The sequence below is a fragment of the Streptomyces sp. CNZ301 genome, from assembly GCF_004217425.1.
In genome coordinates, this window is the sequence record NZ_SHLG01000002.1 from 1106459 (window position 1) to 1123776 (window position 17318).

Genomic DNA, 17318 nt, shown 5'->3' on the forward strand with positions numbered 1-17318 from the left:
TGCAGGGCCTGCGTGGTGGCCGCGCGGGTGCCAGGGGCACGTCTCGCGCTGTTGGGGCAGGACAGGGCAGGCAGACCGGTGACGGCGCGTCAGGAGGCGGCTCGGCGGGATTCCTGCTGCACGGCATGCCGGTACGGGCCGTACGACCCGGCCCCGGACCGGTCAGTTCTGGGAGGGCACCTGGGCCGTGGCGCTGCCGCCCGTGCCGGGTTCGAGGGCGTCAAGTGCCCGGCGCAGCCCGGTGATTTTGCGTTCGAGATGCGCGGCCGTGGCGACGGTGGCCGACTCGGCGCTGTCGCCCAGCTGTTTGGACAGCGCTTCGGCCTGCTCCTCCACGGCGGCGAGACGGGTGGACAGCTCGGTCAGCAGGCCGTGGGGCTCGGCGCCCTCGTCGCCGTCCGCGCTCTCGGTCCCCGCCTGGCCGGAGGAAGCGCTGCCGTTCTCCAACTGGCGCCGCAGCAGCGACGCCTGCTCGCGCAGCTGGACGTTCTTCATGTACAGCTCGACGAATACGGAGACCTTGGCCCGCAGCACCCAAGGGTCGAACGGCTTGGAGATGTAGTCCACCGCTCCCGCCGCGTAGCCCCGGAAGGTGTGGTGCGGACCGTGGTTGATGGCCGTCAGGAAGATGATCGGGATGTCCCGCGTACGTTCCCGGCGCTTGATGTGGGCCGCCGTCTCGAAGCCGTCCATGCCGGGCATCTGCACATCGAGCAGGATGACCGCGAAGTCGTCCGTCAGCAGCGCCTTGAGCGCTTCCTCCCCTGACGATGCCCGCACCAGTGTCTGATCGAGCGCGGAGAGAATGGCCTCCAGCGCCAGCAGATTCTCCGGCCGGTCATCGACCAAGAGGATCTTGGCCTTCTGCACCATGGCCCGTCCTCCTCGCCCCGGCAGTCTGTCGGACGCCGCCCCTGAGGGCCGCTCATCGACAGCGCCGCCCGTCCTTGTGCGGGCCATCGTAGCCGCACGCCGGTGTTCACCACACCCTGTCACCGTGATGTCACTGTGCACGCAGCAAAAACGTCTCAGGAGACCGCAAGGTTCCCGGTTGACCGCACTTCCACATATTCTCGGCACGCTCTGTCAGCGGCCGACTGCTACGAGCACCGTGCCACATCAGCGCGCGCTCATCCACTCCCGCATGACGGACAACAGGTGGTCGGTGTCCACAGGTTTCGTGACGTAGTCGGACGCTCCCGCCTCGATGCTCTTCTCCCGGTCGCCCTTCATCGCCTTGGCCGTCAGCGCGATGATCGGCAGCCCGGCGAACTGCGGCATCTTGCGGATCGCGGCAGTGGTCGCGTAGCCGTCCATCTCGGGCATCATGATGTCCATCAGCACCACCGTCACATCGTCGTGCTGCTCCAGGACCTCGATCCCCTCGCGGCCGTTCTCCGCGTAGAGCACCTGCAGACCGTGCTGTTCGAGGACGCTCGTGAGCGCGAAGACGTTACGGATGTCGTCGTCGACGATGAGCACCTTCTCGCCGCCGAAGTCGCCGCCGGGGCCCGGCTCGACGAGGTCCTGCCCGCTGTGCAGCCAGGCCTCGTCCCCAGCGGCCCGGGACGCCGTGGAAGCAGCGTCAGCCCCGCTCCCCCGGCCGGCACCCGCACCGGAGCCGGTGCGGCCGAACCGGGCCTGCCGTCCACCGCGGCCGTTGTGCAGCGCGCGGGGCTCCGGCTGCGCCTCCGGGGGCAGCTCCGGCCGCTGCTCGGGTTCGGCGGCGTTGCGCTGCCTGCGGCGCCGCATGAGGGAGGCGGCGGCCCGTTCCGCCTCGGACGCGGCGATGTCGTTCGCGGCCTGTTCCGGGGCCTCGACGGCCCCGCGCTCGGGGCCGCCCTCGGCCTCCTCGGCCTCCCGTCCCTCGACCCCGGGAGCGTCCGCGTCCTCGACCCGCTCCAGCGGAGCGATGCGTTCGGCCGCGGCCGCCCCGGTCTCCGCGGCGGCGGCGACCGCCAGCGTGCCCGAGCCGAGCTGGGCGTACCCCTGCGGCGGCAGCTCCGTCGGATGCAGCGGCAGGTACAGCGTGAAGGTGGACCCCCGGCCGGGCTCGCTGGCCGCGTAGATCTCACCGCCGAGCAGCCGGGCGATCTCACGGCTGATGGACAGACCCAGGCCCGTACCGCCGTACTTGCGGCTCGTCGTGCCGTCCGCCTGCTTGAACGCCTCGAAGATCACACGCATCTTGCTGGCGGCGATCCCGATGCCGGTGTCGGTCACCGAGAAGGCGATCATCTCGGCATCGGCGTCCAGCAGCGATCCGTGCTCCAGCATCTGCTCCTTGATGACGTCGGGAACGTCCGCGTGCGCGGAGCGGATCACCAGCTCGACGGCGCCGGTGTCGGTGAACTTCACCGCGTTGGACAGCAGGTTGCGCAGCACCTGCAGCAGCCGCTGCTCGTCGGTGTGCAGCGTGGCGGGCAGCTCCGGTGAGACGCGTACGGAGAAGTCGAGCCCCTTCTCCGCCGTCAGCGGCCGGAACGTGGCCTCCACGTAGTCGACGAGCTGGACCAGCGCGATGCGCGTTGGGCTGACGTCCATCTTGCCCGCCTCGACCTTCGACAGGTCGAGGATGTCGTTGATCAGCTGCAGCAGGTCCGAACCGGCGCCGTGGATCGTCTCCGCGAACTCGACCTGCTTCGGCGAGAGGTTGCTCTCCGCGTTGTCGGCGAGCAGTTTCGCGAGGATGAGCAGCGAGTTGAGCGGAGTGCGCAGCTCGTGGCTCATGTTCGCCAGGAATTCCGACTTGTAGCGCATCGAGACCGACAGCTGTTCGGCACGCTCCTCCAGGACCTGCCGCGCTTCCTCGATCTCCCTGTTCTTGATCTCGATGTCGCTGTTGGTCTGGGCGAGTTGCTCGGCCTTCTCCTCCAGCTGCGCGTTCGACTCCTGCAGCGCGCGCTGCCGGTTCTCCAGCTCCTCCGAGCGCTCCCGCAACTGCTCCGTCAGCTCCTGCGACTGCTGGAGCAGGACTTCGGTCTTCGTGTTGACGCTGATCGTGTTGACGCTCGTGGCGATCATTTCGGCGATCTGGTTGAGGAAGTCCTTCTGGATCTGCGCGAACGGCTGGAACGCCGCCAGCTCGATCACTCCGAGGATCGTTCCCTCGAAGACGACGGGCAGCACGATGACGTGCGCGGGCGGTGCCTCTCCGAGCCCGGAGGAGATCTTCAGATAGCCGGGCGGAGCGTTCTCGACGAGGATCGTGCGCGCCTCCTGCGCGGCGGTCCCGACCAGGGACTCGCCGGGCGTGAAGGTCGTCGGCATGGCCTCAGTCGAGTAGCCGTAGCTGCCGACCAGACGGAGCTCGTAGTTGCATTCCGCGCCGTGGTCCGCGCCGACGCCGACGTCCTCCCTGTCCTCGCCGGTGGAGAAGGCGAGGAAGAACGCGCCGTGCTGCGCGGAGACGACCGGCGTCAGTTCGCTCATGATCAGGCCGGCGACGTCCTTGAGGTCGCGGCGGCCCTGCATCAGGCCGGAGATGCGGGCGAGGTTGCCCTTGAGCCAGTCCTGCTCCTGGTTGGCGAGCGTGGTCTCGCGGAGGTTGGCGATCATCGTGTTGATGTAGCCCTGGAGCTGCAGGATCTCTCCCGCTGCCTCCACGTCGATGCGCACGTTGTGGTCGCCGCGCGTCACAGCGGTGGCGACGTCGGCGATCGCACGCATCTGACGGGTCAGGTTGGAGGCCATCTCGTTCACCGAGTCGGTCAGGTCCTTCCACGTGCCCGCGACGCCGCGCACGCGTGCCTGACCGCCCAACTGCCCCTCGGTGCCGACCTCGCGGGCCACCCGCGTGACCTGCTCCGCGAACGAAGAGAGCTGGTCGACCATGGTGTTGATGGTCGTCTTCAGCTCCAGGATCTCGCCGTTGGCCTCGATGTCGATCTTCTTCGTCAGGTCACCGCGGGCGATGGCGGTGGTGACCATCGCGATGTTGCGGACCTGGCCGGTGAGGTTGGAGGCCATCGAGTTCACCGACTCGGTCAGGTCCTTCCAAGTGCCGGCGACTCCGGCCACCCGGGCCTGGCCGCCCAGGACGCCGTCCGTCCCGACCTCGCGGGCGACCCTGGTGACCTCTTCGGCGAACGTGGAGAGCGCCGTGACCATCGTGTTGAGGGTGTCTGCGAGCTGCTCGACCTCACCGCTCGCCTCGACGGTGACCTTCTTCGTCAGGTCGCCGTTGGCGACCGCGGTGGCGACCTGCGAGATGTTGCGCACCTGGCTCGTCAGATTGTTCGCCATCAGGTTGACGTTCTCGCTCAGGTCCTTCCAGATGCCGGTGACGCCCGGCACCCGCGCCTGGCCGCCCAGCATGCCTTCGGTGCCCACCTCGCGGGCCACCCGCGTGACCTGCTCCGCGAACGAGGACAGCTGGTCGACCATCGTGTTCACGGTCGTCACCAGCGCGAGGATCTCGCCCTTGGCGTCGACGGTGATCTTCTTGGACAGGTCGCCCTGCGCGACCGCGGTGGTCACCTCGGCGATGTTCCGGACCTGCGAAGTGAGGTTGTTCGCCATGAAGTTGACGGACTGGGTGAGGTCCTTCCACGTCCCGGAGACGCCCTTGACCTCGGCCTGGCCGCCCAGGATGCCCTCGGTGCCCACCTCGCGGGCCACCCGCGTGACCTGCTCCGCGAACGAAGAGAGCTGGTCCACCATCGTGTTGAGGGTGTTCTTCAGCTCCAGGATCTCCCCGCGGGCGTCCACGGTGATCTTCTGGGAGAGGTCACCACGGGCGACGGCGGTGGCCACCTGCGCGATGTTCCGCACCTGGTCGGTGAGGTTGCCGGCCATGCCGTTGACGGAGTCGGTCAGATCACGCCAGACGCCCGCCACACCGGGCACCTGCGCCTGACCGCCGAGCCGCCCCTCGGTGCCCACCTCGCGGGCGACCCGCGTGACCTGCTCCGCGAACGAAGAGAGCTGGTCGACCATCGTGTTGATGGTGTTCTTCAGCTCCAGGATCTCCCCGCGGGCGTCGACCTCGATCTTCTGGGAGAGATCACCACGGGCGACGGCAGTGGTGACCTGGGCGATGTTCCGAACCTGCGAAGTCAGGTTGCCCGCCATGAAGTTGACGGAGTCGGTGAGGTCCTTCCACGTCCCGGAGACGCCGTCGACGCGGGCCTGACCGCCCAGGCGGCCCTCCGTACCGACGTCCCTGGCCATCCTCGTGACCTGCTCCGCGAACGAGGAGAGCTGGTCCACCATCGTGTTGACGGTGTTCTTCAACTCCAGCATCTCGCCGGAGACGTCCACCGCGACCTTCTGCGACAGGTCGCCGTTCGCCACCGCCGTCGTCACCTGCGCGATGTTGCGGACCTGCCCGGTGAGGTTGCGGAAGGCTGTGTTCACCGAGTCGGTGAGGTCCTTCCAAGTGCCGCCGGCGCCCGGCACCTGCGCCTGACCGCCGAGTTCGCCCTCGACGCCGATCTCCCGTGCGACACGGGTCACTTCCGCGCCGAACGAGGAGAGCTGGTCGACCATCGTGTTCACCGTGGTCTTCAGCTCCAGCATCTCGCCGGAGACGTCCACGGTCACCTTCTGCGACAGGTCGCCGTTGGCCACCGCCGTCGTCACCTGCGCGATGTCACGGACCTGCGCGGTGAGGTTGCGGAAAGCGGTGTTCACCGAGTCGGTGAGGTCCTTCCAGATCCCGGCGGCGCCGGGCACCTGCGCCTGACCGCCGAGGACACCCTCCGTGCCGACCTCGTTCGCCGCACGGGTCACCTCGTCCGCGAACGTACGAAGCGTCTCGGTCATCGTGTTGATGGTCTCGGCGAGCTGGGCGACCTCGCCCCTCGCGTTCACCGTGATCTTCTGCGAAAGGTCACCGTTGGCGACGGCCGTGGTCACCTGGGCGATCTCACGCACCTGGGAGGTGAGATTGCCGGCCATGAGGTTGACGGAGTCGGTGAGGTCCTTCCAGACGCCCGCCACTCCCTGCACACGGGCCTGGCCGCCGAGCTCGCCCTCGGTGCCGACCTCGCGGGCGACCCTGGTCACCTCGGACTGGAAGGAGGAGAGCTGGTCCACCATCGTGTTGACGGTGTTCTTCAACTCCAGCATCTCACCGGCCACATGGACGGTGACCTTGCGTGACAGATCACCCTTCGCGACCGCGGTCGTGACGAGAGCAATGTCACGCACCTGAGCGGTCAGCCGGGACGCCATCGTGTTGACAGAATCCGTCAGATCCTTCCACGAACCGGACATACCGCGCACGCGCGCCTGCCCGCCCAGCTTCCCTTCGGTGCCGACCTCGCTCGCAACGCGCGTCACTTCGTCCGTGAACACCGAAAGCTGATCCACGAGCCCGTTGACGGTGCGCCCGACCTTCAGGAACTCACCGCGCAGCGGCCGCCCGCTGCCGTCGGCCCCGCGGGAGCGCAGATCCATCCGCTGCTCCAGGTCGCCCTCGGCCACCGCGGTCAGCACTCTGCCGACCTCGGATACGGGCCTGACCAGGTCCTCCACCAGGGCGTTGGACGCGTCGATCGCCGCAGCCCACGAGCCTTCGCACGTGCCCGTCTCGAGCCGCTCCGTCAGCTTGCCCTCGCGGCCCACCACCCGCCGCACGCGCGCCAGTTCACCCGTCAGATGAAGGTTCTGGTCGGCGACCTCGTTGAAGACCGCAGCGATCTCGGCCATTGGCCCGTCACCCGTGACGGTGAGGCGCTTGCGGAAGTTGCCGTCCCGCATTGCCGTCAGCGCCTGCAGCAACCGGTTCACGGACGCCGCGTCGACCTCGATCGTCCCGCTCTTCCGGGAGCGGCTGCTCTTCGCGCGCGCACTCTTGTTACGCACCGCTGCGCCAGACTCCACCGTGTCCCTCCCGAAGGGTCGACCGTCCTGCCGTCATACCCGGGCTTCTGCTTCGAGCCTTCCCAGTGTTTCACCCTGCCCGAACCAGGCGATAACAGTTCGGCAGCATGGCACACGGCTCTCCACAGACCCCGGACGGAAAACACACTGGATCCGGCACCCGCGCACACTGCGAACGTAAGTAACCTGGCTTCCGGCTGTCCATCCGGCCCGCGTTGTGGACAGAGCGCGAAAAGTGCGGATCGTGTGGAAACGCACGGAGAAGGCGGGGCGGCTGCGGCAACATGAAAGGCAACGGAGGGGCGCTGCGGGTGACGCAAGAGCAGAGCGCCGAGCGCGGGGGGATGCCCGCGGACGGCGACGTGGGTCTCCCGGCCGGCGGTAATGGGAACAGCCCGGCAGACGACAGCGTGAGTGCACCCGCCATCGCGGCGCAGCACACCCCGCCAGGCGCGGACGGCGCACCGGCGGGAAGCGATCAGCGATACAAGGGGAGACGAGTGATCACCGCGAGGGCAGCGGCCACGTTCGAGCCTGTCGGACGTTCCGTCGCAACCGCCCGCGCCTTCGTGCGGGACACCCTCCAAGGATGGGGGCTCGGCGACATCGTCGACGACGCCGTCGTTCTGACCAGCGAACTCGTCACCAACGCCGTGGTGCACGCGGGCACGGCCGCCGAAGTGGTGTGCCTGCGCGACGGCGAGGGCGTACGCATCGAAGTCGTCGACCGCTACCCGGAGCGGGAGCTGCCGCTCCAGGACCCCGCACACGTCCTTGGCAGCCCGGACCGGGAGGGCGGCCGCGGCCTGCTGCTGTGCGCGGCACTGGCCTCGCACTGGGGCGTGGACTACACGGCCGCCGACAAGCGCGTCTGGTTCAGCCTCGACCTGCCCGAACGTCCCGTGGGCACCCGCGCGGCAGGCCCCGCACTGCCCGACGACGCGCTTCCCGTCGCCGACAGGCGCGTACGGGTCGCGGTCGCGCAGGTCGACCGCGGCGGCACAATCGTCGCCTGGAACGAGGACGCGCAGCAGCTGTTCGGGTACCCGGCCGACCAGGTCGTCGGCAAGCCGCTCACCGACTTCGCCGCATGGCCCCACACCCCCGGCACCAGCACAGGCATCGCCGAGGCGCTGCATCTCTCCCGCTGGGAGGGCTCGTACGGGCTGCGGGACGCAGACGGCCGTACGATCCCCGTCTACGCCTCCCACCTGCGCGTGCGCGACAGCGACGGAGAACCGTCCACCGTGTGCCTGCTCGTACGGGACCACGAACGTGCCGTTCTTCAGTCCCCGCTGCGCTCCCCGGCACCGGACTCCGCCGCCCGCCAGGAAACCGGAGAGGGCCCGGGCGACCCCTTCGAAATCTTCATCGGTTCCCCGGCCCCCGACGATCTCGACGGGCTGCTCCAGCGCACGGTGGAACGCGCCCGCGACATGCTGGACGGCGACTCGGCCTACCTCCTCCTCGCCACGGACGACGAAACGGAACTCGAGGTCCGCGCCTCCACCGGCCTGCCCTCCGCGCGCCAGCGCTTCGCCCGCGTACCGGTCGAGGCGGGCACCGGGCGGTACGGGTCGGCGCGCATGCCTTCGGTGCACGAAGACCTCACCGTCGTGCCGGGTGCCGTCCCGCTGCTCGCCGGTACGGGCATGCGTTCCGTCGTCACGGTCCCGCTGAAGGTCGAGGGCCGGCTGACGGGTTCGCTGGGCGTCGCCACGGAAGCGCCCGGCCGGTACACCAACGAGGAGGCGCTGCGCCTCCAGTTCGCCGCCGACCGCATCGCGCTCGCCGTCGAACGAGCGCGTCTCACCGAGCTGGAGCGGCTGCGGCGCGGCTCGCTCTCCTTCCTCGTCGAAGCGTCCGACCTGCTGGCAGGCACGCTCGACAGGGACCAGACACTGGCCCTCATGGCACAGATGACGGTGCCCACCCTGGCGGCATGGTGCGCCGTCTACACAGTGGCCGAGCCCGGCTCGGACCCGCAGCTGTCGTACGTGCTGCACGAGGACGAGGACCGTATCGACCACCTCAAGTCGCTGCTCAGCAAGGTCGATCCGCCGGACCCGGTGCCCGCTCCCGGCGCCCGCGTGTGGAGTGCGCTGTCCGACGAGGCGCACTCGGCTGCCCTCCGCAGTTCGCTGCGCACCGTGGTGCTCGGTGAGGAGGAGCACCAGCTGTCGCCCGGCTCCACGCGGGCCACGGCGTCGGCAGTGGGCGGCGAAACGGTGGTCCTGCCCCTGGTCGCGCGCAACCGCGTCATCGGCATGCTGACGCTCGGCAAGCCGGCGGACGAACGGTTCAGGCAGGAGATCCTCGAACTCGCCGAGGACCTCTCCCGCCGTGCCGCACTGGCCCTCGACAACGCGAGGCTCTACTCGGAGCGGACGGCCATCAGCCAGTCGTTGCAGCGCAGCCTCCTACCCCCCGAACTCCCCGAAGTCAGCGGCGGAGTCGAGGTCGAGGTGATCTACCGTGCGGCCGGCGAGGGCAACGAGGTCGGTGGCGACTTCTACGACCTCTTCGACATCTCCGAGGACACCTACGGTTTCGCCATCGGCGACGTCTGCGGCACGGGGCCGGAGGCGGCAGCCGTGACGGGCCTGGCGAGACACGCGCTGCGCCTGCTCGCGCGCGAAGGTCTGGGCGGGCCGGCAGTCCTGGACAGGCTCAACACGGCGATCCTCGACGAGGGAGCGCGCAGCCGCTTCCTGACGCTGCTGTACGGGGAGTTGCGGCCACAGCGCGACGGGAGCGCCGAGCTCAAGGTCGTCTGCGCCGGGCATCCGCTTCCGCTGCGGCTCCGCCAGGACGGCAGCGTGGAACCGGCCGCGGACCCGCAGCCCCTCCTGGGCGTCATGGAGGACCTCGAACTGTACGAGCAGACCGTATTCCTGGACCCGGGCGATGTACTGCTGTGCGTCACGGACGGCGTGACCGAACGCCGCGAGGGCACGCGCATGCTCGGGGACGACGGTCTGGCCGACGTACTGACCAGCTGCACCGGACTGACGGCGGGGGCCGTTGCCGCGAGGATCATGCGTGCCGTCGAACGCTTCGCGAGCGCGGCTCCCTCGGACGACATGGCCATCCTTGCCATGCGCGTACCCGAGTAGTCCCAAGCCGCAGTCACCGGCAGCGGACACAACAACGAAAAGGGGGCTTCCGTCCTCGGACGGAAGCCCCCCTTCGAACTGCTTGTTCAGAGCCCCAAAACGGAATCGAACCGTTGACCTTCTCCTTACCATGGAGACGCTCTGCCGACTGAGCTATTGGGGCGCGGCAGCGGAGTCGATCTTACCTGATGCCGCACCCCGCCACGAACACCCGTCCCGCGGCGACAACTACCGTGCACCGTCTACTGATTCGTCTTCCGGTTCACGGCGTGCGATCTTCAGCAGGCCGCATCCATCAGCAGCCCGCCGAGGCCGTTGCAGGCGGAGACCATCCGGTGGAGTTCGCGCTTCGTCATCGACGCCTCCACGGGAAGAGCCAGCGTCTCGTCCGCCGCCCGCTCCGACTCGGGCAGCCACACATCGGTGCGGAACTCCGCCGTACGATGCGCCGGATTCTTCACCGGTACGTAGCAACCCACTCCGCGTGCCCTGAGCGCGTGTTTGAAAGCATCGCGGTCGGGCCGCCCGTTGCCGGGCACACGCACCACGTACTCCGTGAACTCGTGCTGAACCCCGAGAGCGACGGCCGGTGTCACCACGCCTCGCAGACGGCGCTCCAGGAAACCCGCCGACTGCCGGCGGCGTGCGCCGTCGATCGAAGCCACGGTGGGCCCGGGACCGGGGTCCACGACATGCAGACCGTGCCTCTGCGCCAACTCACGCAGGCAAACCATGTCCGCGGGGTGACCGAAGAGATGGACGGGCGCAATGGCAACCGTCCGGTCCGTGACGGCGGCCTCCGCCGCCGACGGGGACAGGCAGAAACTGAGTGGATCGATGTCCGCGAACACGGGCCTGGCCCCCACCGCACGTACCGCGCCCGCCACTTCGGCACCGCCGAAGGCCGGCACCACAACCTCGTCTCCGCTTCGTATGCCGACGGCCGTCATCTCTGTCGCGCTCATGTCGCCGATGGTGTGCGCGGAAAATGAACTCCCGGTGACCACACGAATAAGGGCTGTGGTTCCCGAACCCAACAGTTCGAAAACCACAGCCCTTCAATAGTAGTTCGGCGGTGTCCTACTCTCCCACACGCTCCCGCATGCAGTACCATCGGCGCAGTAAGGCTTAGCTTCCGGGTTCGGAAAGTAACCGGGCGTTTCCCTCACGCTATGACCACCGAAACACACCCCCCACCACAGCGGGGGAAACCTGTGTACCAGTACACACTGTTCAATTCAGGATTCTCAAACAACCATGGTTGTTGTTTCAGATACCGCACAGTGGACGCGAGCAAAAAGAATCTGTGGTCAAGCCCTCGGCTTATTAGTACCGGTCAACTCCAACCCTCACGGGTCTTCCATATCCGGCCTATCAACCCGGTCATCTCCCGGGAGCCTTAACCCCACACAGGGGGTGGGAGTCCTCATCTCGAAGCAGGCTTCCCGCTTAGATGCTTTCAGCGGTTATCCCTCCCGAACGTAGCCAACCAGCCATGCCCTTGGCAGGACAACTGGCACACCAGAGGTCCGTCCGTCCCGGTCCTCTCGTACTAGGGACAGCCCTTCTCAAGACTCCTACGCGCGCAGCGGATAGGGACCGAACTGTCTCACGACGTTCTAAACCCAGCTCGCGTACCGCTTTAATGGGCGAACAGCCCAACCCTTGGGACCGACTCCAGCCCCAGGATGCGACGAGCCGACATCGAGGTGCCAAACCATCCCGTCGATATGGACTCTTGGGGAAGATCAGCCTGTTATCCCCGGGGTACCTTTTATCCGTTGAGCGACGGCGCTTCCACAAGCCACCGCCGGATCACTAGTCCCGACTTTCGTCCCTGCTCGACCCGTCAGTCTCACAGTCAAGCTCCCTTGTGCACTTACACTCACCACCTGATGACCAACCAGGCTGAGGGAACCTTTGGGCGCCTCCGTTACATTTTAGGAGGCAACCGCCCCAGTTAAACTACCCACCAGACACTGTCCCTGATCCGGATCACGGACCCAGGTTAGACATCCAGCACGATCAGAGTGGTATTTCAACAACGACTCCACCCACACTGGCGTGCGAGTATCACAGTCTCCCACCTATCCTACACAAACCGAACCGAACACCAATATCAAGCTGTAGTAAAGGTCCCGGGGTCTTTCCGTCCTGCTGCGCGAAACGAGCATCTTTACTCGTAGTGCAATTTCACCGGGCCTATGGTTGAGACAGTCAAGAAGTCGTTACGCCATTCGTGCAGGTCGGAACTTACCCGACAAGGAATTTCGCTACCTTAGGATGGTTATAGTTACCACCGCCGTTTACTGGCGCTTAAGTTCTCAGCTTCGCCACACCGAAATGTGACTAACCGGTCCCCTTAACGTTCCAGCACCGGGCAGGCGTCAGTCCGTATACATCGCCTTACGGCTTCGCACGGACCTGTGTTTTTAGTAAACAGTCGCTTCTCGCTGGTCTCTGCGGCCACCACCAGCTCCCCCAGCACGTGGGATCACCAGCCGTGGCCCCCCTTCTCCCGAAGTTACGGGGGCATTTTGCCGAGTTCCTTAACCATAGTTCACCCGAACGCCTCGGTATTCTCTACCAGACCACCTGAGTCGGTTTAGGGTACGGGCCGCAACAGCACTCGCTAGAGGCTTTTCTCGACAGCATAGGATCATCCACTTCACCACAATCGGCTCGGCATCAGGTCTCAGGCACATGCCGTGCGGATTTACCTGCACGACGCCCTACACCCTTACCCCGGGACAACCACCGCCCGGGCTGGACTACCTTCCTGCGTCACCCCATCACTCACCTACTACAGGATCGGACCGCCGGCTCCACCACACCCACGGCATCCCGAAGGACACACACGGGGGGCTTCACGGGCTTAGCATCACCTGATTCAGCGCTGGCGCACTGCCACGGGTACCGGAATATCAACCGGTTATCCATCGACTACGCCTGTCGGCCTCGCCTTAGGACCCGACTTACCCTGGGCAGATCAGCTTGACCCAGGAACCCTTAGTCAATCGGCGCACACGTTTCTCACGTATGTATCGCTACTCATGCCTGCATTCTCACTCGCATACCGTCCACAACTCGTTTCCACGGCTGCTTCACCCGGCACACGACGCTCCCCTACCCACCCACACACCCGTTAAGGCACATATGTGAGTGACACGACGTCGGCGGTGTGCTTGAGCCCCGCTACATTGTCGGCGCGGAATCACTTGACCAGTGAGCTATTACGCACTCTTTCAAGGATGGCTGCTTCTAAGCCAACCTCCTGGTTGTCTCTGCGACTCCACATCCTTTCCCACTTAGCACACGCTTAGGGGCCTTAGTCGATGCTCTGGGCTGTTTCCCTCTCGACCATGGAGCTTATCCCCCACAGTCTCACTGCCGCGCTCTCACTTACCGGCATTCGGAGTTTGGCTAAGGTCAGTAACCCGGTAGGGCCCATCGCCTATCCAGTGCTCTACCTCCGGCAAGAAACACACGACGCTGCACCTAAATGCATTTCGGGGAGAACCAGCTATCACGGAGTTTGATTGGCCTTTCACCCCTAACCACAGGTCATCCCCCAGGTTTTCAACCCTGGTGGGTTCGGGCCTCCACGAAGTCTTACCTCCGCTTCACCCTGCCCATGGCTAGATCACTCCGCTTCGGGTCTTGAACACGCTACTCAAACGCCCTCTTCGGACTCGCTTTCGCTACGGCTCCCCCACACGGGTTAACCTCGCAACATGCCGCAAACTCGCAGGCTCATTCTTCAAAAGGCACGCAGTCACGACACGCCAAGCAAACTTGACGTGCGACGCTCCCACGGCTTGTAGGCACACGGTTTCAGGTACTCTTTCACTCCGCTCCCGCGGTACTTTTCACCATTCCCTCACGGTACTATCCGCTATCGGTCACCAGGGAATATTTAGGCTTGACGGGTGGTCCCGCCAGATTCACACAGGATTTCTCGGGCCCCATGCTACTCGGGTGATCCTCAAACGAGCTGCTGACATTTCAGCTACGGGGGTCTTACCCTCTACGCCGGGCCTTTCGCATGCCCTTCGCCTACATCAACAATTTCTCACTCGCCGACCGGCCGGCAGACCGATCAAGAGAACTCCCACAACCCCGTACATGCAACCCCTGCCGGGTCTCACACACATACGGTTTAGCCTCATCCAGTTTCGCTCGCCACTACTCCCGGAATCACGGTTGTTTTCTCTTCCTGCGGGTACTGAGATGTTTCACTTCCCCGCGTTCCCTCCACACACCCTATACATTCAGATGCGGGTGACAGCCCATGACGACTGCCGGGTTTCCCCATTCGGACACCCCCGGATCACAGCTCGGTTGACAACTCCCCGGGGCCTATCGCGGCCTCCCACGTCCTTCATCGGTTCCTGGTGCCAAGGCATCCACCGTGCGCCCTTAAAAACTTGGCCACAGATGCTCGCGTCCACTGTGCAGTTCTCAAACAACAACCAGCCACCCACCACCCCCACCCCACCAACGGGACAGAGTTCACCAGGGCCGGCAACCAAGAGACACACAACCACCACCACAACAGCAGCAGCCGCCCGCACTCTCAGACACCCAACAGCGCGCCCAACACCACCCCCGCAAAACCAGTTGCTTTCCACGCCGAAGCAGTACTCACAACCGTCCACGAAGACGGCACTGAATAGTCAACGTTCCACCCATGAGCAACCAGCACCGGACATCCGCCGGTGTACTGGCCTCTGCAGCCGCACTCCCGCACCACCAACGGTGGAGAGTGACAACTGAAGATGCTCCTTAGAAAGGAGGTGATCCAGCCGCACCTTCCGGTACGGCTACCTTGTTACGACTTCGTCCCAATCGCCAGTCCCACCTTCGACGGCTCCCTCCCCGCAAGGGGGTTGGGCCACCGGCTTCGGGTGTTACCGACTTTCGTGACGTGACGGGCGGTGTGTACAAGGCCCGGGAACGTATTCACCGCAGCAATGCTGATCTGCGATTACTAGCGACTCCGACTTCATGGGGTCGAGTTGCAGACCCCAATCCGAACTGAGACCGGCTTTTTGAGATTCGCTCCACCTCACGGCATCGCAACTCATTGTACCGGCCATTGTAGCACGTGTGCAGCCCAAGACATAAGGGGCATGATGACTTGACGTCGTCCCCACCTTCCTCCGAGTTGACCCCGGCAGTCTCCCGTGAGTCCCCAGCACCACAAGGGCCTGCTGGCAACACGAGACAAGGGTTGCGCTCGTTGCGGGACTTAACCCAACATCTCACGACACGAGCTGACGACAGCCATGCACCACCTGTACACCAGCCACAAGGGAGGCTGTGTCTCCACAGCTTTCTGGTGTATGTCAAGCCTTGGTAAGGTTCTTCGCGTTGCGTCGAATTAAGCCACATGCTCCGCCGCTTGTGCGGGCCCCCGTCAATTCCTTTGAGTTTTAGCCTTGCGGCCGTACTCCCCAGGCGGGGCACTTAATGCGTTAGCTGCGGCACGGACAACGTGGAATGTCGCCCACACCTAGTGCCCAACGTTTACGGCATGGACTACCAGGGTATCTAATCCTGTTCGCTCCCCATGCTTTCGCTCCTCAGCGTCAGTATCGGCCCAGAGATCCGCCTTCGCCACCGGTGTTCCTCCTGATATCTGCGCATTTCACCGCTACACCAGGAATTCCGATCTCCCCTACCGAACTCTAGCCTGCCCGTATCGAATGCAGACCCAGGGTTAAGCCCCGGGCTTTCACATCCGACGTGACAGGCCGCCTACGAGCTCTTTACGCCCAATAATTCCGGACAACGCTCGCACCCTACGTATTACCGCGGCTGCTGGCACGTAGTTAGCCGGTGCTTCTTCTGCAGGTACCGTCACAAAAGCTTCTTCCCTGCTGAAAGAGGTTTACAACCCGAAGGCCGTCATCCCTCACGCGGCGTCGCTGCATCAGGCTTCCGCCCATTGTGCAATATTCCCCACTGCTGCCTCCCGTAGGAGTCTGGGCCGTGTCTCAGTCCCAGTGTGGCCGGTCGCCCTCTCAGGCCGGCTACCCGTCGTCGCCTTGGTAGGCCATCACCCCACCAACAAGCTGATAGGCCGCGGGCTCATCCTGCACCGCCGAAGCTTTCCACCCGGTAGAGATGCCTCCCCGAGTCGTATCCGGTATTAGACCCCGTTTCCAGGGCTTGTCCCGAAGTGCAGGGCAGATTGCCCACGTGTTACTCACCCGTTCGCCACTAATCCACCCCCGAAAGGGCTTCATCGTTCGACTTGCATGTGTTAAGCACGCCGCCAGCGTTCGTCCTGAGCCAGGATCAAACTCTCCGTGAATGCACTAGACACCACGAAAGAGCGGCACAACCAGGAGGAATAATCCCGGCGTGCACAGCATCCTCGCTGTCAATCAAAGAAATCCCACGCCTCCACAAAACGTGAAGACACGAGGGTATCAACATATCTGGCGTTGACTTTTGGCACGCTGTTGAGTTCTCAAAGAACGGACGCTTCCATCACGACCCTCACAGGCCGCTCCGGGCGCTTCCCTCTCGGTGATTCCAACCCTACCAGGGAACTTTCCGAATCCGTTTACCGGACCGTCGAGTTGGATCTGGTTGCGGATGCTGCGGCCGAAGATCGGCCGGTACCCGCTGAGTTGGAGATGTAAACGTACTGGAGCGGAGCGCCTGGACGCAAATCGAGGCGCTCCGCCCTGCGTTGGGGCTCAGACCTCGACGACCACGGGGAGGATCATCGGGCGGCGGCGGTAGGTGTCGGAGACCCACTTGCCCACGGTCCGCCGCACCAGCTGCTGGAGTTGGTGAGGTTCGGCGACGCCGTCCTGTGCCGCCTTGCCCAGCGCCTCGTCGATCTTCGGGACGACCTGCTCGAAGTCGGCCTCGTCGATACCCGAACCGCGCGACTGGACATGCCGGTCCACCGACGATCTTGCCCGTGCTGCTGTCGACGACGACGAAGACCGAGATGATTCCCTCGTCGCCGAGAATGCGGCGGTCCTTGAGGGAGGACTCCGTCACATCGCCGACGGACAGGCCGTCCACGTACACGTAACCGGCGTGCACCTTCCCCGCGATGGTGGCCTTGCCGTCGACCAGGTCGACGACCACGCCGTCCTCGGCGATGACCACCCGCTCACGCGGAATGCCGGTCTGCGCCCCCAGTTCGGCGTTGGCCCGCAGGTGCCGCCACTCACCGTGGACGGGCATGAGGTTCTTGGGCCGGCAGATGTTGTAGAAGTACAGCAGTTCGCCGGCGGAGGCGTGCCCGGAGACGTGGACCCGGGCGTTGCCCTTGTGCACGACGTTGGCGCCCCAGCGGGTGAGGCCGTTGATGACGCGGTACACCGCGTTCTCGTTGCCCGGATGAGG

The 17318-nt window shown here is 65.2% G+C and carries 4 protein-coding genes, 1 tRNA gene, 3 rRNA genes and 1 pseudogene; 1 reads left to right on the forward strand and 8 read right to left on the reverse strand.

What is annotated here, in order from left to right; genetic code table 11:
* Positions 1 to 162: 162 nt before the first annotated feature.
* Positions 163 to 873 carry a response regulator gene (locus tag EV375_RS28940; protein WP_130302841.1) on the reverse strand — a complete coding sequence of 237 codons (711 nt, stop codon included), beginning with the start codon at positions 871 to 873 and terminating at the stop codon, positions 163 to 165.
* A gap of 246 nt (positions 874 to 1119) precedes the next feature.
* On the reverse strand, positions 1120 to 6828 hold the full coding sequence (locus EV375_RS28945; RefSeq protein ID WP_130302842.1) for a HAMP domain-containing protein: 5709 nt from the start codon (positions 6826 to 6828) through the stop codon (positions 1120 to 1122).
* Positions 6829 to 7328: 500 nt separating this feature from the next.
* Between EV375_RS28945 and EV375_RS28950 the strand changes: the two genes are divergently transcribed.
* Positions 7329 to 9944, forward strand: a complete 2616-nt coding sequence (locus tag EV375_RS28950) for a SpoIIE family protein phosphatase (RefSeq protein WP_486588865.1) — start codon at positions 7329 to 7331, stop codon at positions 9942 to 9944.
* A gap of 90 nt (positions 9945 to 10034) precedes the next feature.
* Here EV375_RS28950 and EV375_RS28955 read toward each other — a convergent pair.
* The 6 genes and pseudogenes from EV375_RS28955 to EV375_RS28980 all read right to left on the reverse strand — a co-directional run.
* Positions 10035 to 10107 (reverse strand) — tRNA-Thr (locus EV375_RS28955).
* Positions 10108 to 10222: 115 nt separating this feature from the next.
* Positions 10223 to 10909 (reverse strand): DegT/DnrJ/EryC1/StrS family aminotransferase, encoded by a 687-nt coding sequence (locus tag EV375_RS28960; RefSeq protein WP_130302843.1) that lies wholly within the window; start codon positions 10907 to 10909, stop codon positions 10223 to 10225.
* Positions 10910 to 11011: 102 nt separating this feature from the next.
* A 5S ribosomal RNA gene (gene rrf, locus EV375_RS28965) occupies positions 11012 to 11128 on the reverse strand.
* 122 nt (positions 11129 to 11250) lie between these two features.
* Positions 11251 to 14377: ribosomal RNA gene (locus tag EV375_RS28970) — 23S ribosomal RNA — on the reverse strand.
* A gap of 356 nt (positions 14378 to 14733) precedes the next feature.
* Positions 14734 to 16263 (reverse strand): 16S ribosomal RNA (locus tag EV375_RS28975).
* The 16S, 23S and 5S rRNA genes sit together here, the layout of an rRNA operon.
* A gap of 391 nt (positions 16264 to 16654) precedes the next feature.
* Positions 16655 to 17318: pseudogene (locus tag EV375_RS28980) on the reverse strand (MBL fold metallo-hydrolase RNA specificity domain-containing protein); the annotation flags it as partial.